The sequence below is a fragment of the Streptomyces sp. DH12 genome, from assembly GCF_020873895.1.
GTDB lineage: Bacteria > Actinomycetota > Actinomycetes > Streptomycetales > Streptomycetaceae > Streptomyces.
In genome coordinates this window covers 95,639-120,380 of record NZ_JAHWGT010000019.1, presented here as the reverse complement: position 1 = coordinate 120,380, position 24,742 = coordinate 95,639, and the positions used below count along the sequence as shown (strand labels likewise).

Genomic DNA, 24,742 nt, shown 5'->3' with positions numbered 1-24,742 from the left:
CCGCGCGGCCGCTCTCCGCTCACTCTCCCGCGCACCGCCGCGCACCCCCGGTGGCCCACCCCGCACGCCGGACCCCCGGAGCCGTCCTGACGGTACGTCACACCCCCTGCGGCGGCATCCCGCGTGTGTGCCTGACGACACCCGCGGCCGCACACCTCCGTGCGGCCGCGCACACCAGCAGAGGGGATCGTTCATGAGAAAGGCACCCCCGACGGACACGGACGAGGTCGTCGGCCGTATCCAGTGGAAGCGCTTCGCCGCCCTCTCCGCACCGGGCGTCGCCCTCACCGCCGCCCTGGGGGTCGCGCTGTCGAGCGGGGCCCTCGCGGCCTCGTTCGCCGTATCCGGCCAGCAGTTCAAGGTGTCGGCCGAGCGGCTGACCGGCGAGGGCTTCGCCCAGTACGGCAGCATCGACACCAACGCCCGCGGCGAGCTGCTGCCCGTCGCGGTCACCGCGATCCGCTCGGCGAAGCTGCACAGCCTGTGCCAGTCGGTCGTCACGTCGCTGCCGGTGGTGGGGGACATCTCCCTCAACCTCACCGCGGGCAAGACGACGCCCGTCGCGGCCACCGACCTGTTCGTGGACGCGACGCAGCTGTCGGGTGACGCCGCCTTCAACAACATCGAGATCGGCCGCGACGCGTCGACCCTCGACAAGGGGCCCGACGGCGCCCAGGGCATGCAGGACCTCTTCGCCCAGCAGGCCGACGACATCCACATCACCGGGCTGAAGCAGGTCGCCTGGGCGACGAACGCGGGCACGTTCAAGCTCTCCGGGCTCAACATGAAGGTCAGCAAGGGCAAGAAGGAATGCTTCTGACATGCCGTCGCCGGTGAACCGGGCGGCGGAGCCGGAGCGGGATCACGGGCCGGACGAGCAGACCGCCGCCCTCCCCGCACCGCCCGTCCGGGAGCGCGTCGGCCCGCGGCTGAGATGGCGTCGCTGGCGCCGGAGCCGGCCCTTCTGGGGCGGCCTGGTCACCGCGGTGGCGGGGGCGGAGATCTGCGTGATCCCGCTGGCGCCGATGGAGGTGATGCTGCACCAGGGCATCGCCGGCGTCCCGTCCGTACTGCTCGGGATTGTCATGATCATGCTAGGCGTATCGGTGTGGTGGTCCCCGCAGTACCGCTCGCTCGCGGGCGTCGTCACCACCCTGATCGCCGCGGCCGCCCTCGTCATGTCCAACCTGGGCGGCTTCCTCATCGGCACGGTCCTGGGCATCGTCGGCGGGGCCATGACGTTCGCCTGGCAGCCGGTGGCCGCGTCCCGCCACTCCACCGGGACGGCGCCCCCGCCCCCGGCGGCCACCACCGCCGACACCTGACCGGACACGGCAGCCATCGCTCCCCCGTGTCCGCACCACCGTGGTCACCCACGGGCTCCACCCCGATTCGGGCCCCCCACGACCGCACCCCCGTGACATCCCGTCACGCCATCCCCGAAGGAGCACGCCAGATGGCAACCCTCACGACCCGCAAGGCGCTCGCCCTCGGCACCGGCCTCGCCACCGCCACGGCGCTGGCGCTCACCGGCACCGCCTCCGCCGCGGCGCCCACCGCGCCGGCCGCCGCCGGCTCCACCACCGTCAGCCCCGCCGGGCACGCCTTCGCCGCCGCGCTCACCGGCAAGGCCACCCTCAAGGCGGGCGCGGTGACCGTCACCTGCTCCGTCTCCGCCTCCAGCGGCACGGTCCCCGCCGCGCCCGGCAACCACAACGCGGCCGGGCCCGTCACCAGCGCGATCACCCCGCCCAGCTTCACCTCCTGCACGACGAGCATGCCGGGCGTCAGCGCCTCCGTCGCCACCAGCGGCGCGTGGACCGTCTCGATGCAGCACGGCTCACCGATCGTGGCGTCGTTCACCGTGCCGACCGGCGGTCTGGTCGTCACCACCTCGGGCATCGCCAGCTGCACCGTCACCGCGGCGCCGACGGCGCCCGCCGCCACCAGCGGCACCTGGGCCAACGGCGCGCCGTCCTCGCTGGCGTTCTCCAACGCGCAGGTCCCCGTCAAGGTCGTGGGCGGCTTCGGCTGCCCGACCAGCGCGACGACCTCGTCGTTCACCGCGAAGTACCTGGTGACCGACAAGACGGACCCGGCGCAGCAGATCACCGTCACCAGTTGATCGACGGGCGCGGGGCGCCGCCGTCCGGCACGGCGCCGCCCCGCGCCCCGCGTCCCACCGGTTCCGTCCCACCCGGTCCCGTCCCCGACGCTTCCCGCGCCGTGGGCGGGACCTCGGCCGTCCGTACCCGGCGTCCCTCCCCCTCGGCCCTCCCCCGGCCCGCCTCCGCGGAACACCCCGCACCGGCCCCGGTCCCGGTCCGCCCGCGCCGGATGGGCGGGGCGCGACGGGGTACGCGGAGGGCGACGCACGACCCGACGGCCGGAGGACCCGCCGTGGAACCCACCGACTGGCTGCTGACCGCGACGGAACGCGGCAATCCGGCCGTCCGCCTGGACAGCCGGCGCGGCGAGGCCGCGTGGACCCGCGGCAACGACGTGCGCCCGCTCGTGCACGGCGCCGCGTACTTCGCGGAGCTGCTCGCCGCGGTCCGCGCCCAGCGCGCCGGTGACCTGTGCCTCTTCACCGACTGGCGCGGGGACCCCGACGAACGGCTGGACGGGGAGGGCAGCGAGGTCGGGGCCGTCCTCGCCGACGCGGCGCGCCGCGGTGTGATCGTCAAGGGGCTGGTGTGGCGCTCGCACCTGGACCGCTTCCGGTTCAGCGCGGAGGCCAACCGGCACCTGGGCGAGGTCGTCCAGGCGGCTGGCGGCGAGTACCTCCTCGACATGCGGGTGCGCCCAGGCGGCTCCCACCACCAGAAGTACGTCGTCCTGCGGCACCCGGGCCGCCCCGAGCGGGACGTCGCCTTCGTCGGCAGCACGGACCTCTGCCACAACCGGCGCGACGACGCCGCGCACCGCGGCGACCCGCAGTCACTGCCCATCGCCGACGCCTACGGGCCGCGCCCGCCGTGGCACGACATCCAGCTGGCCGTGCGCGGCCCGGCCGTCGGGGACGTGGAGGCGTGCTTCCGCGAACGCTGGGACGACCCCGCGCCCCTGAGCCGCAGCCCCGCGACCCGGCTGCGCCAGCTCCTCCGCCGCGAGGACACCTTCGCCGACCCCCTGCCGCCCCAGCTGCCCGACCCGCCGTCCCGCGGCACCCGCACGGTGCAGGTGCTGCGCACCTACCCGCGGCGCCTGCTGCACGGGTACGACTTCGCCCCCGACGGCGAGCGCAGCATCGCGCGCGCCTATCTGAAGGCGCTGCGCCGCGCCCGCTCGCTGATCTACCTGGAGGATCAGTACCTGTGGTCCACGGACGTGGTCCGGTGCTTCGCCGACGCGCTCCGCGCCCACCCCGGCCTGCGGATGGTGGCGGTGGTCCCGTCCTTCCCCGAGTCGGACGGGCGGCTGGCGCTCCCGGCGAGCCTCGTCGGCCGGATCGCCGCGCTGGAGGGGCTGCGCGGCGCCGGCGGCGACCGCGTCGCCGTGTACGGGTTGGAGAACCACGCCGGGACACCCGTGTACGTCCACGCGAAGGTGTGCGTGGTCGACGACGTGTGGGCGGTCGTCGGCTCGGACAACGTCAACCTCCGCTCGTGGACCCACGACTCCGAACTGAGCTGCGCCGTCCTGGACGAGGCCGCCGACCCCCGGCAGCCGCGCGACCCGGCCGGCCTCGGCGACGGGGCCCGCCGCTACGCGCGGGAGCTGCGGCTGGCCCTCGCGCGGGAGCACCTGGACCGGGCGGCGCCCGCCTCCCGGGACGACCCGGAGCCGCTGTGCGAGCCCGCCGAGACCTTCCGCGCCTTCGCCGCGTCCGCGGCCGCGCTGGACGACTGGCACGACGGCGGCCGCCGGGGGCCGCGCCCGCCGGGCCGGCTGCGGACGTACCGCACACCCCGGCTGTCACCGCTCGCGGCGGCGCTGTCCGCCCCGGCGTACCGCCTGCTCGTCGACCCGGACGGCCGCCCGGGACGGCTGCGCCGACGCGGCGCGTACTGAGCGGGACGGGGGCGGTCCGGCAGAGGCGGGAAACCGGCCGCGCGGGTCGCCCGGGGCTCGCACGAGCGAGCCGTGTCGGGCCGGGCGAGGGCCGGACCCGGGCCCGCCACCGCCCTGCCGCGGAGAGTGCGGTGGTCCTCCGGGTGCCCGCGCCCACGGTCGTCGACGCACCTATGCCGTCGGGAGCGACGGGTGCGCCGCCGGCGGCTTCCCGGGCGGGGGCCGTGGGTTCCCGGTCAGCCCGGGGTGGTGCCGGGGTGGACCTCCGGGTCGCGGTCCGACGCGGGCCAGACGTAGCCGAGGTCGGCCGGGACGCCGGGGAAGCACTCCGTGTAGTACGCGGGGTCCTTGCGCACGAGCGCCGACTGGTGGCTGCGGTGGAACAGCGGGTCGCCCAGCCACGGCGGCACCTCCCCGGCCCGCGCCAGCTCGTCCTGCCCGCGGACGGGCGCGTCGGGGCGCAGCTCGCGGTACCCGGCGAGGAGGGAGTCGGCGCAGGTGTCGCGGTGGCCCCGCGCCGTCCAGACGTCGCACATCTCCAGGCCGTACCGGACCAGGGCCTCCTCGTACCCGATCCACATGCGCACGGCGGGGTGCCGGCGCCACCCGTACCCGGGCACGGTCAGCCCGCGGAACACCTGGAGGGCCTCCACCCGCTGCTTGCCCAGGCGCCGGAGGTCCATGGCACGGGCGGAGTCCCCGAAGGACGGGTACGGCAGGAAGGTCTGCACGCACCCGTGTCTACCGCAGGCCGCCGCGCCCCGCACGTCGGCCCTGCCGGGTGGCGGGGCGCGGGCGGCGGGCACGGGGCCGGGTGGAGTACACCCCCGGTGCGCGGCGTGGGCCAAAGGGGTGTGCCATGCTCGGAGGGTGGAAGACCCGCGTGTGCCGACGGACGACGACGCCTCCGAGATGGTGGCGTTCGCCCAGACCGTGGCCAGGTTGCGCGCTCGCGTGGAGGAGTTGGAGGACACGCTGGCCACCGCCGCCGTCCACGAGCGCGCCAAGGGCGTGCTCATGGGGCGGGACGGCCTGTCGGCCGGCGCGGCCGGCGCGGCGCTCGCGCGCGGCGCCGGCGAACAGGGCCGCACCGTCACCGAGGAGTGCTGGAGCGTGCTCGGCGGTGACGCCCGCCGGGGCCCCTCATCCGCCCCGCCGCTCGGGACGCTCCCGCGGACACCGGACACCGGCCCGGGACGGCGCGCGCCGGAGGCGTCGGCGGGCCGGGCGCGGGTCCTGGCCGAGCTGGCCGGGCGACTGGAGGCCGCCCGCACGCACCAGGACGCGGCCCGCGCGCTCCTGGGCGGCCTGCGCCGCGCGGCGGCCGTGGCCGGGGTGCTGTGGTACGGGGTGGAGCAGCCCTCGGGGGACCTGGTGCTGCGCGGCCACGCCGGTGTCGAGGGGGCGGCGGTCCACCGGTCCCGGATCCCCGCGACGAGCGGCCACGCGGCCGTGGACGCGGCCCGCGGCGGCCGCCCGGTGTGGGAGGACGACGCCGTGCGGGAGCCCGCGGGCCCGGCCCCGCTGGGCGGGCCCGCCGGGCGCCGGGCGGGGGTCGCCTGGGTGCCCGTCGCCGGCGCCGACGCGACGACCGGCGTCGTCGGCTACCTCCCGGCCGGACCCGCGCCGTTCACCCCGGCCGCCCGGACCCTGCTGCGGGAGGCGGCACTGCTGGCGGGAGGGCTGCTGCGCACCCGGTTCCCCGGTGCCGCGCCCGGTCCGGCCGCGGCGATCGGGACCACGGCGGCCAACGGGGCCGCGCCCGGCGCCGCACCGGCAGTCGGAGCCGTACCGTACGACGGGCCGGTACCGGCGGCGGGCCGGGCGGGGCCGGGCGGCCCGGCGGACGCCGGGAGCGCCGTTCCGGACGCCAGCGTGGTGCAGGCGGTCCTCGACACCCTGCCGATGCCGGCGGTCCTGCTCACCCCCCTGTGGTCACCCGACGGCGACGTCGCGGACTACCGCATCGACGCGGCCGCCCCCGAGTCGGTCGACTCCGTCGGCCGGCGCGGCCGGGAGATGGTGGGGCGGCGCGTCCTGGAGACCTACCCGACGGTCGCTGGCACCGACCTGTGGCGCGGCTACCGCGACGCGCTGCTGACCGGTGTGCCGTACGAGAGCGAGTCGTTCACGTACGAGGAGGTGGCCGCCGGGGCGCCCAGCGAGTCGTCCTACACGGTGCGTGCCACGCGCCTCGGCGGCCGGCTCGTCGTCACCTGGGCGTGCCACGACCCGCTCGTGCGGGAGGCCCGCAGGCTGCACCAGATGGAGCACCTGGGCGACCTGGGCTGGGCGGAGTGGAACCTCCTGACGGGCGAGGCGACCTGGTCGGAGCAGGCGTACCGGATCCTCGGGCGTGACCCCGCCGACGGCCCGGTGTCCTGGGAGGAGCTGGCGCTGCACGTCGTCCCGGAGGACGTCCCGCAACTGACGGAGGCCGCCGGGCGCCTGCGGGACGCGGCCGACCCCGTGGACCGGACGTTCCGGATCACGACCGGGGCGGGGGTGCGGCACGTGCGGTTCGTCGCGGAGGCCGTGACGGACCCCGCGGGCGCGGCCATCGAGGTGCACGCCCTCTACCAGGACCTGACGGCGCAGCGCCGGGCCGAGCAGGCGCTGCTGGAGTCCGAGCGCGCCTTCCTCGTGCAGCAGGGCCTGCTCCAGGCCGAGCGGGCACTGGCGAAGAGCCTCCAGGAGGCGCTGCTGCCCCGGCAGGAGCGGAGGCTCACGGTCGCCGGGCTGCGCACCGAGGTCTTCTACCTGCCGTCGGAGGAGGGGCTCAGCGTCGGGGGCGACTGGTACAGCGCCATCGGGCTGCCCGACGGCAGCGGGCTGTTCGTCATCGGCGACGTGGCCGGGCACGGCATCGGGGCCGTCGCGACCATGGCGCAGCTGAGGTTCACCGCCAAGGGCATGATCGTGACGGGTTCGCCGCTGCCCGACGCGCTGATGCGGCTCAACGCGCTGCTGCTGCACGCGGCCGAGGGCCGCCACACCACCGCCACGATGATCCTCGCGCGCTACCAGCCGTGGGACCGGACGATGACGTGGGTCCAGGCGGGCCACCTGCCGCCGCTGCTGGTCCGGGACGGCACGGCCCGGTTCCTCGAACCGCCCGCCGGGATCATCCTGGGCGCGACGGCGGAGTGCCGCTACGAGGAGCAGCGGTTCACCCTGGAGGCCGGGGACCACCTGCTGCTGTACACCGACGGGCTGGTCGAGCGCCCGGCCGAGGACATCGCCGAGGGCCTCGCGCGACTCGCGGCGGTCGCGGCCGGGGCGGTCGGCGACGAGCAGGGCGCGGAGCACCTCACCCTGCGGCTCACCGCGGACCTGTCCCCGACGCGCCGCGACGACGTCTGCCTGCTCCACCTGGGCCCGCCTGAGGCCGACTGACCTCGCGGGCCCCCTGCGGCTCGCCCAGGTCCGGCCGGGCGGGCCGACCGGCCGGCCGCGCGTCAGGCCGTGAGCAGGGAGTCGTCCGTGAGCACGGAGTCGTCCTCGGGCCGGGCGCCGGGGAGCTGGTGCCGGGCGGCGACGAGGGCCGCGTCGACGTCGTGCGTCCCGGTGGAGACGCACAGCGTGTACGCGACGTCCGCCAGCCGCTGGCGGACGGCCGGTGTGCCGTTGCCGGCGTCCAGCTTGCTGAGCGCCTCGTACTCCTCTATCAGCTTCGTCAGCACGGCGGGGTGGGCCATCAGCACGACTCGGCTCCTTTCCTACGGTCAGGGCGTCCGCTTACCCGGGCTTCCCCCGCCCACACGCGTGGGTCGTGTGCGTCAGGTGAGGAGGAGCCGACCGCCGGCGTCCTCGTGGTGCCGGTGGCCCGGGTGCGGCGGGGGAATCCGCGCGGGCGTGCCGGTGGCGGAGAGACGCAGCTCGATGACGGAGCGGACGGCGGGCCACTCCTCGGCCAGGACCGAGTAGAAGGCGGTGTCGCGGACGACGCCGTCCAGCCCCCGCGAGTGGGCCCGGCGGACCCCTTCGCAGGTGACGCCGAGCCGTTCGATCGCGGCGCGCGAGCGCGAGTTGCGCGCGTCGGCGCGGAGCGAGACGCGGCGCACGCCCCAGGTGTCGAAGGCGTGGGCGAGCATGAGCAGCTTGGCCTCCGTGTTGGCACCGGTGCCGCGGGCCTCCGCGGCGAACCAGGTGTTGCCGATCTCCGCCGCGTCGGGCACGGCGGTGAGCGGGTCGCCGCGGGGGACGCCGGTGGTCGGGGGCCACACCAGGGGCCCCGCCCAGTAGTCCAGCTCCGCGAACCGGGTGGCGCCGATCACCCGGCCGTCGGCGGCGCCGACCAGAGCGAACGGCAGCGAGCGGCCCGCCGCCTGGTCGCGCAGCGCGCGGGCGACGTAGTCGTGTGCCGCCTCCGGACCGTCGGGCACGGGGGTGTAGGCGTACGCGGCGCGGTCCTGCGCGCCGGCCCGGGCGAGGCCCTCCGCGTGGCGCGCGGCCAGCGGCTCCAGGCGCACGGTGCGCCCGGCGAGGACAACAGGTACTGGCACGGAACCTCGGGTCTTCCACGAGCAGGGGGCCTCCCGCGCCGGCAGGGCGGCGCGCGAGGGAGGGGAGGCTCGCCGGGTCGGTGCCTTCCGCGTCACGGGGTGCGCGCGGCGGACGGACCGGTGCGGCACCGGGGGCGAGGAGGAACAGTATGCAGCCACCGCCCCGCCGGGAACAGAACCCCGCGCGAACCTCTTCGCACGCCCTGGTGAAGACCCGTCCACCGGGCGTCCCACCAGCGGTTACACCCGAAGCGGCGAGGCCGGATACGGGGCGCCGGCCGGCCGCCGCCGGGTCCTCGCGGGGGTGGGAACCGGCCACCGGGCCCCGCGGCGGGGAGCCGGTCGGGCGGTACGCGTCCCGGGCCGGCCGGGCGCTGGTTAGGCTGCCGCCCGACGGGGCCGCCCGTCGGGGTGCCGCCCGGCGCCCGCGTCCCGCCGGAGGTGCCCGTGCCGCCGTTCGCCGTGACCCCCGGGGGGTTCCTCCTCGACGGCCGCCCCTTCCGCGTGCTCTCCGGCGCCCTGCACTACTTCCGCGTCCTGCCGCCCCAGTGGCCGCAGCGGCTGCGGGCGCTGCGCGCCATGGGCCTCGGCACCGTGGAGACCTACGTCCCGTGGAACCTGCACGAGCCGCGCCCCGGGGAGTACGACTTCGGCGGACCGGCCGACCTGGACGGCTTCCTGCGGGCGGTGCGCGAGGAGGGGATGTACGCGATCGTGCGCCCGTCGCCGTACGTCTGCGCCGAGTGGGACAACGGCGGACTGCCCTGGTGGCTGGCGGCCGACCGCGAGGTGCGGGCGCTGCGCTGCCGGGACCCGGCCTATCTGGCGCACGTGGACCGCTGGTACGACCGGCTGGTCCCGGTCCTCGCGCCGCACCAGGTGACGCGCGGCGGGCACGTGCTGATGATGCAGGTGGAGAACGAGTACGGGTCCTACGGCTCCGACACCGGCTACCTGGAGCACCTCGCGGCGGGCCTGCGGGCGCGCGGCGTCGACGTGCCTCTGTTCACCTCCGACGGGCCCGACGACGTCCTCCTGACCGGCGGCACCCTCCCCGGCACGCCGGCCACGGTGAACTTCGGCAGCCGGCCGCGTGAGGCGTTCGCCGCGCTGCGGCGGCTGCGACCGCACGACCCGCCGTTCTGCATGGAGTTCTGGTGCGGGTGGTTCGACCACTGGGGCGAGGAGCACGTGGCGCGGGACGCCGCCGACGCGGCCGCGGAGCTGGCCGCGGTCCTGGAGACGGGCGCCTCCGTCAACCTCTACATGGCGCACGGCGGGACGAACTTCTCCACCTGGGCGGGGGCCAACACCGCCGACCCGGCGACGGGCGCCGGCTACCGACCCACCGTCACCTCCTACGACTACGACGCGCCCGTCGACGAACGGGGCGCGGTGACGGCGAAGTTCCACGCCTTCCGCGAGGTGCTGGCCGCCCACGCGGACGGCCCCCCGCCCGAGCCGGAGCCGCCCGCCCCGCTGCTGCCGCCGTCGCGGGTGGCGCTGACGGGGGCCGTGGCGCTGCTCGACGTGCTGGACGCGGTGGCGACCCCGCCGGTGACGGCCCCCGAGCCGCCCTCCTTCGAGGAACTGGGCCTCGCGCACGGGCTGGTGCTGTACGAGAGCCGCGTCCCGGGCCCCCGCGGCCCGTGTCCGCTGTCGGTGCGGGGGCTCGCGGACCGGGCGCACGTCCTCGTCGACGGACGGCCCGCCGGAGTGCTGGAACGGGACGCGGGCGAGTCGCTCGACGTTCCCGCCGTGCCCGCGGGCGGGGCGCGCCTGGCGCTGCTGGTGGAGTCGATGGGCCGGGTCAACTACGGCGTGGGGCTGGGCGACCGCAAGGGCGTCCGCCGCGTCCTGCACGGCCGGCAGCTGCTGCACGGCTGGACGGCGCGGGCGGTGGAGCTGGGCCACGGCACGCCGGAGCGGGTCCCGTGGGGGGCGCGCACGGCCGGGGCGGGGGCGGCGGGGCCGGTCTTCCTGCGCGGGTCCCTGGAGGTCGCCGAACCGGCCGACGCCCATCTGGGCCTGCCGGGGCTGCGCAAGGGGTACGTGTGGGTGAACGGCTTCTGCCTGGGGCGGTACTGGCCGGAGCGGGGGCCCCAGCGGACGCTGTACCTGCCGTGGCCGCTGCTGCGGGCCGGGCGCAACGAGATCGCCGTGCTGGAGCTGGACGGGGCGGTCGACCCGGCGGTCGAGGTCCGCCGCGCCCCGGATCCGCCCCGGCCGTGACCCCCCGCTCCCGGCGGCGCCGCCCCGGGCCCGGCACCACCGGCACCGGGCCCGACACCGGCACCGCCCCGCGCACCGGCACCGGACGGTGTGTCATTCCGTGCCGGGCCCGCGGACGGTTACGGTCCCGGAAAGGGGCGCCGCCCCGCCGCCCGTGCCTCGCCGGGGCTTCGTACAGGAGCAGCCCATGCCGACGATCCCTCCCACCGCACCGACGACCGGGCCGCCGACCGGTCCCTCCCCCGGCCGGCGGCCCAGAACCGTGCTGGCCATGGACCCGCCGGTGCGGAACGCCCTGTTCGACGCCGCCGCGCTGGAGCGGCTGGCCGCCGTCGCCGACACCGATCCGGCGCTCGTCGTCCGGGACTTCGCCGACCCGGCGCACGCTGAGGCGCTGGAGCGGGCCGAGGCGCTGCTGACCGGCTGGGGCTGCCCGCCGGTGACCGCGGCGGCGCTGGAGCGGATGCCGCGGCTGCGCGCGGTCGTGCACGCGGCGGGCTCGGTGAAGCACCACGTCACCGACGCGTGCTGGGAGCGGGGCCTGGTGGTGGCCTCGGCGGCCGCGGCCAACGCGCGGTCCGTCGCCGAGTACACCGTCGCCTCGATCCTCTTCGCCGGCAAGCGGGTGCTGGAGGCCCGGCGCGCCTACCGGGAGCGGCGCGGCGCGGTCGACCCGCTCGCCCTGCTCGCCGGGGCGGGCAACCACCGGCGGACGGTCGGGGTCGTCGGGGCGTCCCGGATCGGGCGGCGGGTGATCGAGCTGCTGCGCCCGTACGACCTGGAGCTGCTCCTGCACGACCCGTACGTGCCGGCCGTGGAGGCCGCCCGGCTCGGGGCGCGGCCCGTGCCCCTCGACACGCTGGCGCGCTCCAGCGACGTGGTGACGCTGCACGCGCCGGAACTGCCCGAGACGCGGCACCTGTTCGATCAGGACAGGCTGGCGCTGCTGCGGGACGGGGCGACGCTCGTGAACACCGCGCGGGGCTCCCTGGTCGACACGGCCGCCCTGACGGCGGAGCTGGTGTCGGGGCGGCTGCGCGCCGTGCTCGACGTGACGGAGCCGGAGGTGCTGCCGACCGGCTCCCCGCTGTACGACCTCCCGAACGTGCTGCTCACCCCGCACGTCGCGGGCGCCCTCGGCAACGAGCTGGGCCGTCTGGCGCACGCGGCACTGGACGAGCTGGAGCGGTACGGGCACGGCCTGCCGTTCGCCGAGCCGGTACGGGTGGAGGACCTGCACCGCTCGGCGTGAGAGGCGCGGGGGACGAGTTCGCGCCACGGGCCGACTCGAAGCCGATCACGCCGGTGCGATGGTCATATCACGGACACGACCGCTCGCTACCATGCGGGCATGGATCATACGAACGGCGGTTCCCCAACCGATCGTCGTGCCCTGTTGGCAGCCTCCGTGACCGTGGTGCTGTGGGCGTCGGCGTTCGTCTCCATCCGCGCGTCGGCGCCGCACTTCCATCCCGGAGCGCTGGCGTTGGGGCGGCTGCTGACCGCTTCGATCGTCCTCGGGCTCCTCTTCGTCCTCAGAGGGGGCACGCTGCCGGACCGCAGGGCCTGGCCCGGCATCCTCGCCTCCGGCGTGCTGTGGTTCGGCGTCTACATGGTCGCCCTGAACTGGGGCGAGGAGCTGGTGGACGCGGGGACGGCCGCGATGGTCGTCAACATCGGCCCCATCGTCATCGCCCTGCTCGGCGGGTGGCTGCTGAAGGAGGGCTTCCCCCCGATGCTCCTGGCGGGCATGGCCGTGTCGTTCCTGGGCGCCGTCGTGGTGGGCTGGTCCATGTCGGGCCACGGGTCGTCGTCGGTGACGGGCGTCCTGCTGTGCCTGCTCGCGGCGGTCACCTACGCGGGCGGGGTCGTGGCGCAGAAGCCCGCGCTGCGGTACGCCAGCCCGATGCAGGTGACGACGTTCGGCTGCTTCGCGGGCACGCTCGCGTGTCTGCCGTTCGCCGGCCTGATGCTGGACGACCTGGCCGAGGCCCCGTGGTCGGCGACGCTCAACCTGGTCTACCTGGGCCTGTTCCCGACGGCCCTGGCGTTCAGCACGTGGGCGTACGCGCTGGCCCGGACGAGCGCGGGGAAGCTGGGCGCGACGACGTACGCGGTGCCGGCCGTGGTGGTGCTGATCTCCTGGCTCTGGCTGTCGGAGGTCCCCGGCTGGATGACGCTGCTCGGCGGTGTCGTCTGCCTGGTGGGCGTCGCCGTCTCCCGGCTGCCGGGGCGGCGGAAGCCGGCGGCGCGGGAGGCGCCGGAACCGGGCCGGCAGACCGCCTGACGCCCGCCGGGTCGCCGGCCGCCCGCCCCCGGGCGGCCGGCGGCCCCGCGGGCCGGGGAACAGCGGTGCGCTCAGACGATGTACGTGGTCTCGTTGCGCCCGAGCAGGTAGCCGAGCTGGAGGCGGTTGTGCGCCCCCAGCTCCTGCTTCATGGCGGCGATATGGGCCTGCAGCGACCGCTCGCTGATGCCGATGCGGCGGGCGATCCGCTTGTCGGAGTACCCCTCGACGAGCAGTCGGCTGATCGACTCCCGTATGGCGGGCATGACCTCGTCGGCCGCCTTGGCCGCGTGGACGGGGTCGAAGGGGAAGGGGCTCGCGCGGTCCCAGGCCCGCTCGAAACTGCCCATCAAAAACCGGACAACGGCCGGTTCGGTTATCGCGACGGCCGTCGTGCGGTCGTCGTTGGCGGATATGAAGGCCACCGACGCGTCAATGATGATGAGCCGGTCGAAGAATTCCTCCAGGGTGCGCACTTTCACGCCGTATTCCGCGACGGCGCGCACATAGCTTTTGGTCGCCTCGTCGAACCGCGCCGTGTGCTGGTAGAGCGTGCGCATCGCGACGTCCCCGGCGATGAGGCGGCGCACGGATTCCAGCGCGTCCTCCAGTACGGCGCCGGGGCGCGGGCCGTCGGGCTGCGCGGTGAGGATCTCCCGCCTGGCTCCGCCGAGCATCTCGTCGATGGCCTCGCCTATCGCCTCCAGACCGTGGACGTAGCGGATCCCCGAGCGGCCGGAAGGCGCCTCTCCTACGGGGCCGCCGGCCCGTGCGGCGTGGTCCTCGGCCAGCCGGGCCAACTCGTCCAGGTGCTCGGCCATGCACCGGAGGAACTGCGCGGGGCGCGTGGTCGCGGTTGAAGGTTCCACATCTCGTTCGTCCCAATTGACATCCCGTGCACCATTCATCCCTATTCCCCACTCGGCAGGTATGTCCACTTTGACGCGATAAAGACCCCGTGACTTGCCGCACTGCGCAAACCCGAGCCACTGTAGATCTTTGTCCCCTGAGCCAGGTGCGCAAGATTGGAATGCGTCAGGTGATCTCCGGCGAATGCACATGACCGACCGCCTTCCGGAAGTCCCGCGATCCGGCGACCCGGCACAGCGGGCGGACGAGCTCCGGGGATTCACCCGTCATTCACCAGTTTTTCCTCCCCCAGAAGGGCACGAGGGCCATGAAGAAGAACACCCCCGCTCCGCACACCGGCACCCAGTCGCTCGCCCCCTCCCTCCCCCTCCGCGTGACGGTCGGCGCCCTTGCCGTCGGATTCGGACTCGTGACGTTCGGTCTCGGCACCGGCACCGGCACCGGCGTGGACACCTCCGCCACCGGGAAGCCCGTCCTGTCCGACGTCGGCTGGGACGCGGCCAAGCCGTCCGTCGCCGTCTGACCCGTACCGGGACCGAAGAAGGGTGGTGCGTTCTCCCGTGACCGATTCCCCCTGGTTCGTCACCGCCGCCCACGCGGGCGAGCCCCCCGTCCGGGTCTACTGCTTCCCGCACGCCGGCGGGAACCCCCGCTCCTTCCTCGGCTGGCAGCAGGCCCTCGGGGCCGCCGGCCGGATCGTCGCCGTCTGCCCTCCCGGCCGGGCGCACCGCTTCCGCGAGCCGACCGCCGCGTCCGTCGACGCACTCGCCGACGGGGCCGCGGAAGCCATCGCCCGGGCCGAAGGGCCCTTCCTCCTCTTCGGGCACAGCCTCGGCTCCGTCGTGGCCTTCGAGGTCGCCCGCCGACTGCGCGGGACGCCGGGGCTGCGCCATCTGGTCGCCTCCGGCTGCTCGGCGCCCGCGCTGCTGCCGACCCGGCGCGTGATCGAGACCGCGCGCCTCGAAGGCAGGGAGTTCACCGAGGCCGTCGGGTTCTTCGGCGGGCTGCCCCCCGAGGTCGTCGCCGACGAGGCCCTGGCCGAACTGCTGCTGCCCCACCTGCGCGCCGACTTCCGCATGGTGGCCCGCTACGCGTACCGCGCGGACGCCCCCCTGACGGTGCCGGTCACCCTCGTCAACGGCGTCGACGACCCGCACGTGACCGACGCGAGCCTGGAGCCCTGGGCCCGCGAGTGCGCGGACACGCCCGAACGTCGGTGGGTGGACGGCGGCCACTTCTACTTCGAGGACGACCCGGGCGCCGTGACGGGACTGCTCGGGTCGCTCGTCCGTGTGGCGTGTGACGACGGCGTGGACATCGACACGGCCGACCACGTTGAACTTATCTGAACCGGTCAGGCCACCCGTCACCCACCACGAGGACACCACCATGACCCACGCGACCGCCGACCAGCGCCGCAAGGCGGAGCACTTCCGCGCCCTGCACGCCGCCGACGAGCCGTTCGTCGTCGCCAACCCCTGGGACCGCGGCACCGCCCGCCTGCTCACGGGGCTCGGCTTCGCCGCGCTCGCCACCACCGGCGCCGGGCTCGCGTACAGCCTCGGCAGGCCGGACGGCCGCGTCACCCGCGAGGAACTCCTGGACAACGCGGCGGCGATCGTTGACGCCACGCACCTGCCGGTCACCGCCGACCTGGAGAGCGGCTTCGGCGACACGCCCGACGAGGTGGCCGAAACCATTCGGCTCGCCGCCCGGGCGGGCCTCGTCGGCGGCTCGATCGAGGACTACACGGGCCGGGCCGACGACCCCATCCGCCCGCTGCCGGAGGCCGCCGAGCGGGTCGCCGCCGCCGTCGCCGCCGCCCGCGGACTGGACTTCCCCTTCACCGTGACCGCACGCGCCGAGAACTTCTTCCAGGGCCGGCCCGACCTGGCCGACACCATCCGCCGCCTCCAGGCGTACGAGGAGGCGGGCGCCGACGTCCTGTACGCGCCGGCGCTGCCCGACGCGGACGCCGTGCGTGCCGTGTGCGCGTCGGTGAGCCGTCCGGTCAACGTCCTCATGGGCGGCGCCCTGCGCCTGTCCGTGGCGGACCTCGGCAAGCTGGGCGTGCGCCGCGTCAGCGTCGGTTCCTCGATGTCCCGCGCCGCGTACGGCGCCCTCGTGCGCGCCGCCGAGGAGGTCCGCGACCGCGGCACCTTCACGTTCGGGCCGGACGCCGTGCCCTACGCCGACCTCAACAGGCTTCTCGACACCGGAGAGTGATCCCGCACCGTGACGCCGTCAGCCCCCTTACCGTCAGCCCCCTTGCCGCCGGCTCCCTCACCGTCCGCCGCCGTCCGGGCGGACGACCCGCCCCCCGCCACCCGGACGCGCGCCCCCTCCCCCGTCGACCGCCCGCGCACCGGCACCGTCCACCTGTGCGGTCCCGCCTACGTCCTGGGTGAGCAGGACGCCGACCACACCACCCTCGCCGGACTGACCGAACGGGCCCGAGAGCTCGGCATGCCGCCCAAGGCGTCCCTGTGGGGCTGGGGCCGGGTCCGCCGCACCGAGAAGGACCTGGAGTCCCTGGCCGTGGAGAGCGGCACCGCGACCCTGCGCGCCTGCGGCGCGGACCCCGGGTCCGTGGACGCGGTCGTGCTGTGCTCGACGCGCTTCCCCGGCGGCCCCGTGACGCACGGCACCTTCGTGGAGCGCGTCCTGCGCGGCCTCGGCGTCGGGGACGCGGCGTTCACCGGCGTCACCCTCAACCGCTGCACCAACCTGCTGGTCGGCATCCGCACCGCGCAGGCCCTGGTCGCCGCGGGCCACCACCGCCGGGTCCTCGTCGTCACGACCGACAAGATCACCGACGAGTCGGTCCGCATGGAGGGCTACGCGCTGTTCAGCGACGGCGCGGCGAGCTGCCTGGTGAGCGACGAACCGCTCGGCCCCGGCGCGTACGAGATCGTCGGCGGCTCGTCCGCGCAGGACACCGGCGCGCTGGACTGGTCGCACGAGATCAGCGCCGACCTCGCCCGCACCGTGAACGAGCGGATCCTCGGCGCCCTCGGGATGACCGTGGACGACGTCGACGGGGTCCTCCACCCCAACCTGTTCCGCCCGGTCGTGGTCCTCAAGGAGCGCCAGGCCGGCTTCGCGCAGGAGCAGCTGTTCCTCGACAACGTCACGCGGACCGGCCACTGCTTCGCCGCCGACCCGCTGATCAACCTGGTGGACCGCGCCGCCGCGCACGGCACCCGGCCCGACGGGCACTACCTGCTCGTCTCCAGCGTGCCCGGCGTACGGGTCGGCGTCCTCCTCCGCACACCGCCACAGGATCCGGACCGGATACCGGCCGTCGACCTCGGGAGCCCCTCATGAGCGCGCGTTCCACGGTCCCCCCGCCCGACCTGACCACCTCCCTGCCGAACGGCCCCGTCCGGGCCGGGCACCGGGCGGTCGAGGAGGCAGCGGCGGTCCTGGCGGGTGATCCGGCGGACCTCTTCCGCCGGCTGCTCACCGACCAGGAGAGCGAGACCGCACTTCTGACGGCCCGTCAGGTGCTGCGCGGCTTCCTGGCCGGGGACGAGGCGCCCGACACCGACCCGCCGCCGTCCGCCGCCTTCGACATCGCCGCCGACACCGATGTCGACGCGGACGCCGTCGCCGCGTACGTGCTCGCCGCCCGCGGCCGCGTCGCCCCCGCCCTGGCCGCGCTGACCGGCGCGGACGCCGACCCCGAGGTGCGCGACGCCGTGCTGCGCCAGCGGGCCCCGCTCGCGCTGCTCGGCGCGTGCTGGCTGGACACCGTCTCGCAGGCGGCCACCCAGCCCGCCCTCGTCGTCAACGACCTGTTCGGCCACCACTTCCTCCTCGCCGGCGAGGGGACCTGGGACGAGGGCGCGGTCGCCCGGCGCCGCCGGGCGCTCGCCGGGCAGGGCGTCCACCTCCCGGACGTGGCGGCCGCCGCGTTCCTGACCGACGCGTCGGCGAGGCCGCTGACCGCCCTGCACGGCGCGTTCCGGCTCGCGCTGTCCCGGCTGCCCGCCTCGTTCCTGCCGGAGGTCGTCGGCTTCCACTACGCGATCCACGCGCTCGGCGTGGACGACCTGCTCCTCGGCACCGAGCCGATGCTGCCCGAGGAGGCGGTACGGGACCTGCTCGCCTCCTACCTCCGGCTCGTCGCGCAGAGCCCGACCGGCGCCGACGACCTGCGGCGGCTGCTGGCCGCCGTCCGGCTCGCGGTCCGGCTGGAGGAGGAGCACACCGCGTCGCTCACCGAGCTGGCCGCCTGGCAGTCCGGCCTGTCCCTGGACGCGAGGGTCGCGGCGATCGTGGCGAAGCACGCGGCGTTCGCCGGCCGCCAGCACCGGGCGGTGCGCCTCGGCGACCGGCGCCTGTCGGAGTGGCTGGACGACGAGGGGCTGGACCTCGCCGCCTTCATGGCGGAGTTCCGCGCGTCCCGGCAGGTGCGGCCGTCGCGGGACGGCGGCTGCCGGTTCCTCAAGGCCATCAAGTTCGGCGGCCCCATGTTCGGCATCTTCGACGAGCGCGAGGCGGCGACGTTCACCGCCTGGACCGAGGCGATCGCGTCGGGCGAGCCCGCCGACCTCGACTTCCCCCCGAACACGGCGGGCGACGCGGCCGCCGGGCACTGGGCGCGGGCCCTGGTGCGGGCGCGGGCCGCCGACGAGGTCGTCGGGCAGGAGGAGCTGCTGGCGGAGTGCGCGGCGCTCGGCCACCGCGAGCTGCTGCACCGCCTGGTGAACTTCGAGCGCTTCCCCGGCGTCCTGCCCGCGGCCCGCGCGCACGCCGAGGCCCGGCTCGCCGACGCCGAGCTGCTGTTCACCCACGGGTCGGACGGCCGGCAGACCGACGCCACGTACTTCCCGTACACGCCCGACGCCCTGATGCGCCGCGTGGAGGGCATCTACTGGGACAAGCTGGTGGACCCGTACGAGCCGCTGTCCGCGATCCCCGACCGGGACGAGGTCGTCTTCGGCCAGTCGACGTCCGCGCTGGCCAGCCTCATCGACGGCACGTGGGCGCACCGCATCGGCAACGTCGGCCGCCGGCACCGGCCCGGCGACGGCATGCTGTTCGCCATCTACGCGGACGAGATGGGGCGCGGGGACATCGCCAAGAACCACATCACGCTCATCCACCGGGTGCTGGCGAGCATGGACATCCACCTGCCGCACATCAGGGACGAGGCGTTCCTGGACCAGGACGACCTGCCGGACGACGTCTACGGGTTCGCGCTGCACCAGGCGAGCCTGGCCCTCTTCCCGGACAGCCTGTACGAGGAGATCCTCGGCTACAACCTCGGCGTGGAGATGTTCGGCCTCGGCGCCCTGCGGATGCACGAGATACAGAAGCTGCGCAGCCACGGCTTCGACACCTCCTACGAGGAGGCGCACCTGTCGATCGACAACTTCTCGGCGGGACACGCCCGCCAGTCGGCCGACATCATCGTCGCCCACCTCGACTCGCTCGGACGCGACGGGGGCGACGAGGCGGTACAGCGGGCCTGGCGGCGCGTCTGGCGGGGCTATGCCTCCTTCGCCTACTTCGTGGAGCAGCCGCTGGTGAAGCGGGCCCTGCGGGCCGAGGCCGCCCGGGAGGCCGAGGCGGCCCGGGACGGCGGGGCGGCGGCCACGGGCGAGGCCGCGCACCGGCCGGGACCCGAGGCGCCCGCCCGGGGCGACGACGACGTCGCCGAGCTGCTGCTCTGAACGCGCCGCCGCGGCGGCGCCCCGGCCGCCCGTTCCCGACCACCCCGACCTCCCGCCCCCGATCCCGCACGGAGTGACCCTGTGGACACGACGACGAGCTTCGACCCCGAGATCCTGCACCTGCCGTTCCACGACGCCGGCCACCGGCGGCTCGCCGCGGAGATCGGCGCCTGGTGCGACGACGGCACGGCGCTGTGGGAGAAGGTGCGCGCCATGGACCCGGACGAGGCGGGGCGCACGCTGGCACGGCGGCTGGGTGAGGCGGGCTGGTTCGCCGCGCTCGACCCGGCCGCCGCGCGGGCGGGCGGGACCGGCGCGGCGGCCGGGCCCGGGTCCGGTACCGAGGCCGCCTCCGGGACGGGGGCGCCGGGGTACCGCCCCGGAGACGCCCGCGCGCTGTGCCTGATGCGGGAGGCGCTCGCGTACGCCGAGGACCTGGCGGACTTCGCCTTCTCCATCCAGGCGCTGGCGGCGACGCCGGTGATCCGGTTCGGCAGCGAGGAGCAGCGCGCCCGCTGGCTGCCGCTATTGGCGCGGGGCGAGGCCATCGGGGCGTTCGCGGTGTCGGAGCGGGAGGCCGGGTCGGACGTCGCCGCCGTCTCCCTCTCCGCCGAGCGCACCGGGGACGGCGGATACGTGCTGAACGGGCAGAAGGCGTGGATCGCCAACGGCACCATCGCGGACGTCGTGGTCGTGATCGCCCGTACCGGCGAGGGCCCGGGCCCGCTGGGGCTCACCGCCTTCCTGGTGCCGACGGACACACCGGGTGTGGCCGCCGAGCGGATCGACGCGATCGCGCCCCGCTCGTTCGCGCACCTGTCGTTCACGGACGTCCGGCTGCCGGCGGACGCGGTCCTCGGCCGGCCGCGCAAGGGCTTCGTCGTCGCGGTGGACCTGCTGGAGCGGTTCCGGATGACGGTGGGGGCCGCCGCCCTCGGCTTCGCGCGCCGGGCCGCCGACACGGCCCTCGCCCACACGCGGTCCCGCTCGGCCTACGGCGGCACCCTGTCCGACCTCCAGCTGGTCAAGGCGGAGCTGGCGGACATGGAGGTGCGGCTCAACACGGCCGCCCTGCTCGTGTCGCGCGCCGCCTGGGAGTGCGACCGGGGCAACCGTGGCTACGCGCGGCACTCCAACATGGCCAAGGTCCACGCGACGGAGGCCGCGCAGGAGGTCGTCGACGCGGCGGTGCAGCTGCTCGGCGCCGCCGGGGTCGTGCGCGACGGGGTGACGGAGCGCCTGTACCGGCAGATCCGCTCCCTGCGGATCTACGAGGGCTCGACCGACGTGCTGCGGCTCGCGATAGCCGGCTCCCTGGACGTGCGCCGCGCCACCCGCCCCGCCGCGGCCCCCTCCGCTGCCTCCCCCGCCCACGCCGGCGCGGCCGCGTCCGCCGCCGGCTGAGCGACCGCCGAACACCGAGGAGACCCTGGTGCCCACCCCGATCGAAGCCGTGCGGCTGCCCGACCCCGGCCCCGTCTACACGGCGCTGCTGCGCGAGCGTCCGTTCGCCTTCGACGAGCGCGTCGGGGCGTGGGTGGCTGCTGACGCGGCGGCCGTGCGGGCCGTACTCGGCTCCGCCGCGGTGCGGGTGCGGCCGCCGTCCGAACCGGTGCCCGCCGGTCTCACCGGCACCGCGGCGGGCGAGGTCTTCGGCGACCTCGTACGGATGACCGACGGGGCCCTGCAACAGCGGCTCAAGGCCGTCGTGGTGGAGGCGCTCGCCACCGCCGACACCGCGCGCACCCGCGCCCTGGCCGCCGGCCACACTCGCGAGGCCCTGGCCGCCCACCGGGGCGGCGGGGGCCTCTTCGAGGAGCTGATGTACGGGGTGCCGGCGCGGACCGTCGCCTCGCTGTGCGGACTCGACCGCGACGCGGGCGCCGAGGCGGCGCGGGCGGTGGGCGACTTCGTCCGGTGCATCCCCGCGTCCGCCACGCCCGAGCACCAGCGGGCGGCCGCGGCGGCGGCGGCCCGGCTGCGGGAGCTCCTCGGCCCCGGCATCGCGGCCGGCGCGGACGGCACGGGCCTGCTGGCGGGCCTCGTGGCGGCGGCGACCCGGGCGTCCTGGAGCCGTACGGCACCGCTGCTCGCCAACGCGATCGGCTTCCTGTCGCAGACGTACGACGCCACGGCCGGCCTCATCGGCAACACCCTCGTCGCCCTGGCGCGCGGCACGGCGGAGGTCCCGGGGACGGCGGGCCGCACGGAGGCGCTGGTACGGGAGGTCGTGCGCCACGACGCACCCGTGCAGAACACGCGCCGGTTCGCCGCCGCGCCGCTCGCGTACGCCGGAGCGGTGGTGGAGCCGGGCGACCAGGTCCTGGTCGTCCTCGCCGCCGCCAACCTCGACCCGGCCGTCAACCCCGACCCGCTCGCCCTGCGGCCCGACCGGGCGGCCCCGGTGGTGTTCACCTTCGGGGCCGGGGCGCACCGCTGCCCGGGCGCGCGGATCGCCGTGTCCGTCGCCACGGCCGTCGTCGGCGAGCTGGTGGCCGCCGGCCTCGCCCCCGGCACCCTGCCGGGGGAACCGGAGTACCAGCCCCTCGCCAACGCCCGTGTCCCGGTGCTCTGACGCCCCCTGAAGACGCGTCACCGCACGCGCTCCGCCTGCCCCCTCGACCCCTCATCACGGACGGGAACCCACCGATGCCGGACTTGCCCCACCTGTGGATGCGCCACGAAAGCCGTGCGAGCGAACACCGCGCGCCCCTGGTGCCCGAGGACGCCGCGAGGCTCGTCGCCCAGGGCGCGACCATCACCGTCGAGGAGTCGCCGCAGCGCGCCTTCCCCCTCGGCGCCTACACCGCGGCCGGCTGCCGGACCGCGCCGGCGGGCTCGTGGACCGACGCCCCCGACGACGTCTTCGTCCTCGGCCTGAAGGAGCTGCCCGCCGAGCCGGCCGCGCTGCGCCACCGGCACGTGTACTTCGGCCACGCCTACAAGGCCCAGGCGGGCGCTCGTGAGCTGCTCGACCGGTTCGCCGCGGGTGACGGGGCGCTGCTGGACCTGGAGTACCTGACGGACGACGCGGGGCGGCGGCTCGCCGCCTTCGGCTACTGGGCCGGGTACGTGGGCGCCGCCCTCGCCGTGCTGCACCGGCGCGGGAATCTGCCCGCACCGCTCGCGCCCATGGACAAGGCGTGGCTGGACGCCGCCCTCGCGGCCGGCCCGGCCGGACCGGGTGGTGCCGACGGGGCCGACCGGGCCCTCGTCGTCGGCGCGCTGGGCCGCAGCGGCCGGGGGGCGTGCGACGCCCTGGAGGCCGCCGGCATCGCCCCGACCCGGTGGGACGTGGCGGAGACCCGCGACCTGGACCGCGGGGCCCTGCTGGACCACGACATCCTCGTCAACGCCGTCCTCGTGACCCGCCCCGTACCGCCGTTCCTGCGCCCCGAGGACCTGGACGACCCGCGCCGCCGCCTCTCCGTCGTCGCGGACGTGACGTGCGACGTGACGTCCGAGTGCAGCGTCCTGCCCGTCTACGACGGGACCACGGACTGGCAGCGCCCGGCGCGTGCGCTGCGCGGCGGGGAACGGCCCGTCGACGTGATCGCGATCGACAACCTGCCGTCGCTGCTGCCGGTCGAGGCGAGCCGGGCGTTCTCCGCCGAACTCTCCCCGCACCTGGCCCGGTTGGGTACGGGCGACCCGGTGTGGAAGCACTGCCTGGGCTCCTTCGAGGCGGCCCTGCGCGCGGACGGCACGGCCCCCGGCCGCGCCCCCGCGGACCGGCACGCCGACGCGCCCCCCGCCGACCGCGCCCGCGACCTGTCCGAGACCGAGGAGACCCGCCCGTGACCACGCCCTCCCCCACCCCCGCGAGCGGCACCGTCCACTGGATAGGCACCGGCCTGTCCACCGGCCGCTCGGGACTCGGCCTGCTGTGCGGGCGCGCCTCCCGCGTCGTCCTGTGGGACCGCACCGCGGACCGCGCCGCCGAGCGGCTGGCGGCGCTCGGCCTGACGGGGCGCGCCGAGGCGCGCGCCTTGGAACCCGGCGCCCTGGAAGCGGCCGTGGCGGCCGGGGACGTGGTCGTGTCGATGCTGCCCGCGGCCGAACACCCGCGCCTCCTGCGGCTCGCGAAGGCCGCGCGGGCGCACTTCGCCTGTACGAGCTACGTCTCGGACGAGCTCCGCGAGGAGGCCGCGCCGACCGCCGGGGCGGGCCTCGTCGTCCTCACCGAGGCCGGCCTCGACCCCGGCATCGACCACCTGATGGCGCACCGGCTGGTGGAGCGGGCCCGCGAGGACGTCGGCCCGACCGCCGGCTCCGTGGCCCTCACCTCGTACTGCGGCGGTGTGCCCGCCGTGCCCAACGACTTCCGCTACCGGTTCAGCTGGGCGCCGTACGGCGTGCTGGCCGCGCTCGGCTCGCCCGCCCGCTACATCGAGGGCGGCGCCGAGCGCACCGCGCCGCGCCCGTGGGAGGCCACGCGCGAGGTGGTCCTCGGCGGCGAGACCTTCGAGGCGTACCCGAACCGCGACAGCCTGCCCTTCGTCCGCCAGTACGGCATCCCGGACGGCTGGCACCTCGACACCTTCGTGCGCGGCACGCTGCGCAACGCGGGGTGGCGGGCCGCCTGGAGCGAGGTGTTCACCACGGTGCGCACGGGGGACGAGGCCCGACTGCGGGCCCTCGCCAAGGAACTCGCCCGGCGCCACCCGACGAGCGAGACCGACCGGGACCGGGTCGTGCTGTCGGTCGCGCTGGACGTGCGCGGCACCGCGGGCGGCGGCGGGTGGCGCGAGGCCGGGCTGCTCGACCTCACGGGCGACGAGACGGAGAGCGCGATGGCCCGCTGCGTCTCGCTGCCCCTCGCGTACGGCGTGACGCGCGTGCTCGACGGCGCGCTGCCGGCGGGCCTCAACCGGGCGGCGGAGTCGGCGGAGGAGGCCGACCGGTGGCTCGCGTTCCTCGCGGACCACGGCGTGCGCGCCACCTTCGACGACGCCCTTCCCACCGCACCGGCGCCCGCGGGGACCGCGCCCTAGCCGCCCGGCCCGGCCCAGCCGCCCGCACCGCACCGCACCGCAACCCCTGCCGCACCCCGGCGCGGCCTGGCACGCCCTCCTACCACCCGGTTCCTCCCTGTTCACCCCGCTCGACCCTGTTCATCCCTGTTCGACCCGATCGACGCACAGCGCTCCCCT

At 76.0% G+C, this 24,742-nt stretch carries 21 protein-coding genes; 17 read left to right on the top strand and 4 right to left on the bottom strand.

All coding sequences use genetic code 11. The annotated features are described in order from the left end of the window. Positions 1–193: 193 nt before the first annotated feature. The 4 genes from LPA54_RS19185 to LPA54_RS19170 all read left to right on the top strand — a co-directional run bounded on the left by LPA54_RS19185 (position 194) and on the right by LPA54_RS19170 (position 4,014). Complete coding sequence (locus tag LPA54_RS19185) at positions 194–820, top strand: DUF6230 family protein (protein ID WP_228979387.1); 627 nt, start codon at positions 194–196, stop codon at positions 818–820. 1 nt (position 821) lies between these two features. Then, entirely contained in the window at positions 822–1,325 is a 504-nt protein-coding gene (locus LPA54_RS19180; protein WP_228979385.1) for a DUF6114 domain-containing protein, read from the top strand. Between the two features lie 131 nt (positions 1,326–1,456). Beyond that, positions 1,457–2,125, top strand: a complete 669-nt coding sequence (locus LPA54_RS19175) for a hypothetical protein (RefSeq protein ID WP_228979384.1) — start codon at positions 1,457–1,459, stop codon at positions 2,123–2,125. A gap of 275 nt (positions 2,126–2,400) precedes the next feature. Then, a complete protein-coding gene (locus tag LPA54_RS19170) occupies positions 2,401–4,014 on the top strand; it encodes a phospholipase D family protein (protein ID WP_228979382.1) in 1,614 nt (537 codons plus the stop codon). 236 nt (positions 4,015–4,250) lie between these two features. Here the strand turns inward: LPA54_RS19170 and LPA54_RS19165 are convergent, their stop codons facing one another. Beyond that, a complete protein-coding gene (locus LPA54_RS19165) occupies positions 4,251–4,745 on the bottom strand; it encodes an MSMEG_6728 family protein (protein WP_228979381.1) in 495 nt (164 codons plus the stop codon). Between the two features lie 139 nt (positions 4,746–4,884). Between LPA54_RS19165 and LPA54_RS19160 the strand changes: the two genes are divergently transcribed. Beyond that, entirely contained in the window at positions 4,885–7,410 is a 2,526-nt protein-coding gene (locus LPA54_RS19160) for a GAF domain-containing SpoIIE family protein phosphatase (protein WP_228979379.1), read from the top strand. 62 nt (positions 7,411–7,472) lie between these two features. Here LPA54_RS19160 and LPA54_RS19155 read toward each other — a convergent pair whose 3' ends face one another. Then, positions 7,473–7,718, bottom strand: a complete 246-nt coding sequence (locus tag LPA54_RS19155; protein WP_228979377.1) for a DUF5133 domain-containing protein — start codon at positions 7,716–7,718, stop codon at positions 7,473–7,475. A gap of 75 nt (positions 7,719–7,793) precedes the next feature. Continuing rightward, on the bottom strand, positions 7,794–8,519 hold the full coding sequence (locus LPA54_RS19150) for a GNAT family N-acetyltransferase (protein ID WP_228979375.1): 726 nt from the start codon (positions 8,517–8,519) through the stop codon (positions 7,794–7,796). A gap of 447 nt (positions 8,520–8,966) precedes the next feature. On the opposite strand from LPA54_RS19150, the gene LPA54_RS19145 reads away from it, so the two are divergent. The 3 genes from LPA54_RS19145 to LPA54_RS19135 all read left to right on the top strand — a co-directional run bounded on the left by LPA54_RS19145 (position 8,967) and on the right by LPA54_RS19135 (position 13,038). Beyond that, entirely contained in the window at positions 8,967–10,751 is a 1,785-nt protein-coding gene (locus tag LPA54_RS19145; protein ID WP_228979368.1) for a beta-galactosidase family protein, read from the top strand. A gap of 271 nt (positions 10,752–11,022) precedes the next feature. Continuing rightward, entirely contained in the window at positions 11,023–12,003 is a 981-nt protein-coding gene (locus LPA54_RS19140) for a hydroxyacid dehydrogenase (RefSeq protein ID WP_228979480.1), read from the top strand. A gap of 99 nt (positions 12,004–12,102) precedes the next feature. Further along, positions 12,103–13,038 (top strand): DMT family transporter, encoded by a 936-nt coding sequence (locus LPA54_RS19135; protein WP_228979366.1) that lies wholly within the window; start codon positions 12,103–12,105, stop codon positions 13,036–13,038. A gap of 71 nt (positions 13,039–13,109) precedes the next feature. On the opposite strand, the gene LPA54_RS19130 is transcribed toward LPA54_RS19135, so the two are convergent. Then, positions 13,110–13,859 (bottom strand): LuxR C-terminal-related transcriptional regulator, encoded by a 750-nt coding sequence (locus LPA54_RS19130; protein ID WP_228979363.1) that lies wholly within the window; start codon positions 13,857–13,859, stop codon positions 13,110–13,112. Positions 13,860–14,215: 356 nt separating this feature from the next. Here LPA54_RS19130 and LPA54_RS19125 point away from each other — a divergent pair, with 356 nt between their 5' ends. The 9 genes from LPA54_RS19125 to LPA54_RS19085 all read left to right on the top strand — a co-directional run bounded on the left by LPA54_RS19125 (position 14,216) and on the right by LPA54_RS19085 (position 24,583). Continuing rightward, positions 14,216–14,431 carry a hypothetical protein gene (locus LPA54_RS19125; RefSeq protein WP_228979362.1) on the top strand — a complete coding sequence of 72 codons (216 nt, stop codon included), beginning with the start codon at positions 14,216–14,218 and terminating at the stop codon, positions 14,429–14,431. A 37-nt stretch (positions 14,432–14,468) separates the two neighbouring features. After that, entirely contained in the window at positions 14,469–15,257 is a 789-nt protein-coding gene (locus tag LPA54_RS19120; RefSeq protein ID WP_228979360.1) for a thioesterase II family protein, read from the top strand. A 40-nt stretch (positions 15,258–15,297) separates the two neighbouring features. Beyond that, positions 15,298–16,134 (top strand): oxaloacetate decarboxylase, encoded by an 837-nt coding sequence (locus LPA54_RS19115; protein WP_228979357.1) that lies wholly within the window; start codon positions 15,298–15,300, stop codon positions 16,132–16,134. Positions 16,135–16,176: 42 nt separating this feature from the next. Further along, positions 16,177–17,235 carry a 3-oxoacyl-ACP synthase gene (locus tag LPA54_RS19110; protein WP_228979355.1) on the top strand — a complete coding sequence of 353 codons (1,059 nt, stop codon included), beginning with the start codon at positions 16,177–16,179 and terminating at the stop codon, positions 17,233–17,235. Then, the gene (locus LPA54_RS19105; RefSeq protein ID WP_228979353.1) at positions 17,232–19,589 is read left to right on the top strand and encodes an iron-containing redox enzyme family protein; all 2,358 of its coding nucleotides are present in this window, start codon (positions 17,232–17,234) and stop codon (positions 19,587–19,589) included. The genes LPA54_RS19110 and LPA54_RS19105 overlap by 4 nt, the downstream gene beginning before the upstream one ends. 81 nt (positions 19,590–19,670) lie before the next feature. Continuing rightward, positions 19,671–20,993 (top strand): acyl-CoA dehydrogenase family protein, encoded by a 1,323-nt coding sequence (locus LPA54_RS19100; RefSeq protein WP_228979351.1) that lies wholly within the window; start codon positions 19,671–19,673, stop codon positions 20,991–20,993. 28 nt (positions 20,994–21,021) lie between these two features. Further along, the gene (locus tag LPA54_RS19095; RefSeq protein WP_228979348.1) at positions 21,022–22,164 is read left to right on the top strand and encodes a cytochrome P450; all 1,143 of its coding nucleotides are present in this window, start codon (positions 21,022–21,024) and stop codon (positions 22,162–22,164) included. Positions 22,165–22,238: 74 nt separating this feature from the next. Next, complete coding sequence (locus LPA54_RS19090; protein ID WP_228979347.1) at positions 22,239–23,390, top strand: saccharopine dehydrogenase; 1,152 nt, start codon at positions 22,239–22,241, stop codon at positions 23,388–23,390. Continuing rightward, positions 23,387–24,583: a saccharopine dehydrogenase C-terminal domain-containing protein gene (locus LPA54_RS19085; RefSeq protein WP_228979344.1), complete on the top strand. Its 1,197-nt coding sequence runs from the start codon at positions 23,387–23,389 to the stop codon at positions 24,581–24,583. Before LPA54_RS19090 ends, LPA54_RS19085 begins: the two co-directional genes overlap by 4 nt. The last annotated feature ends 159 nt before the right edge of the window (positions 24,584–24,742 follow it).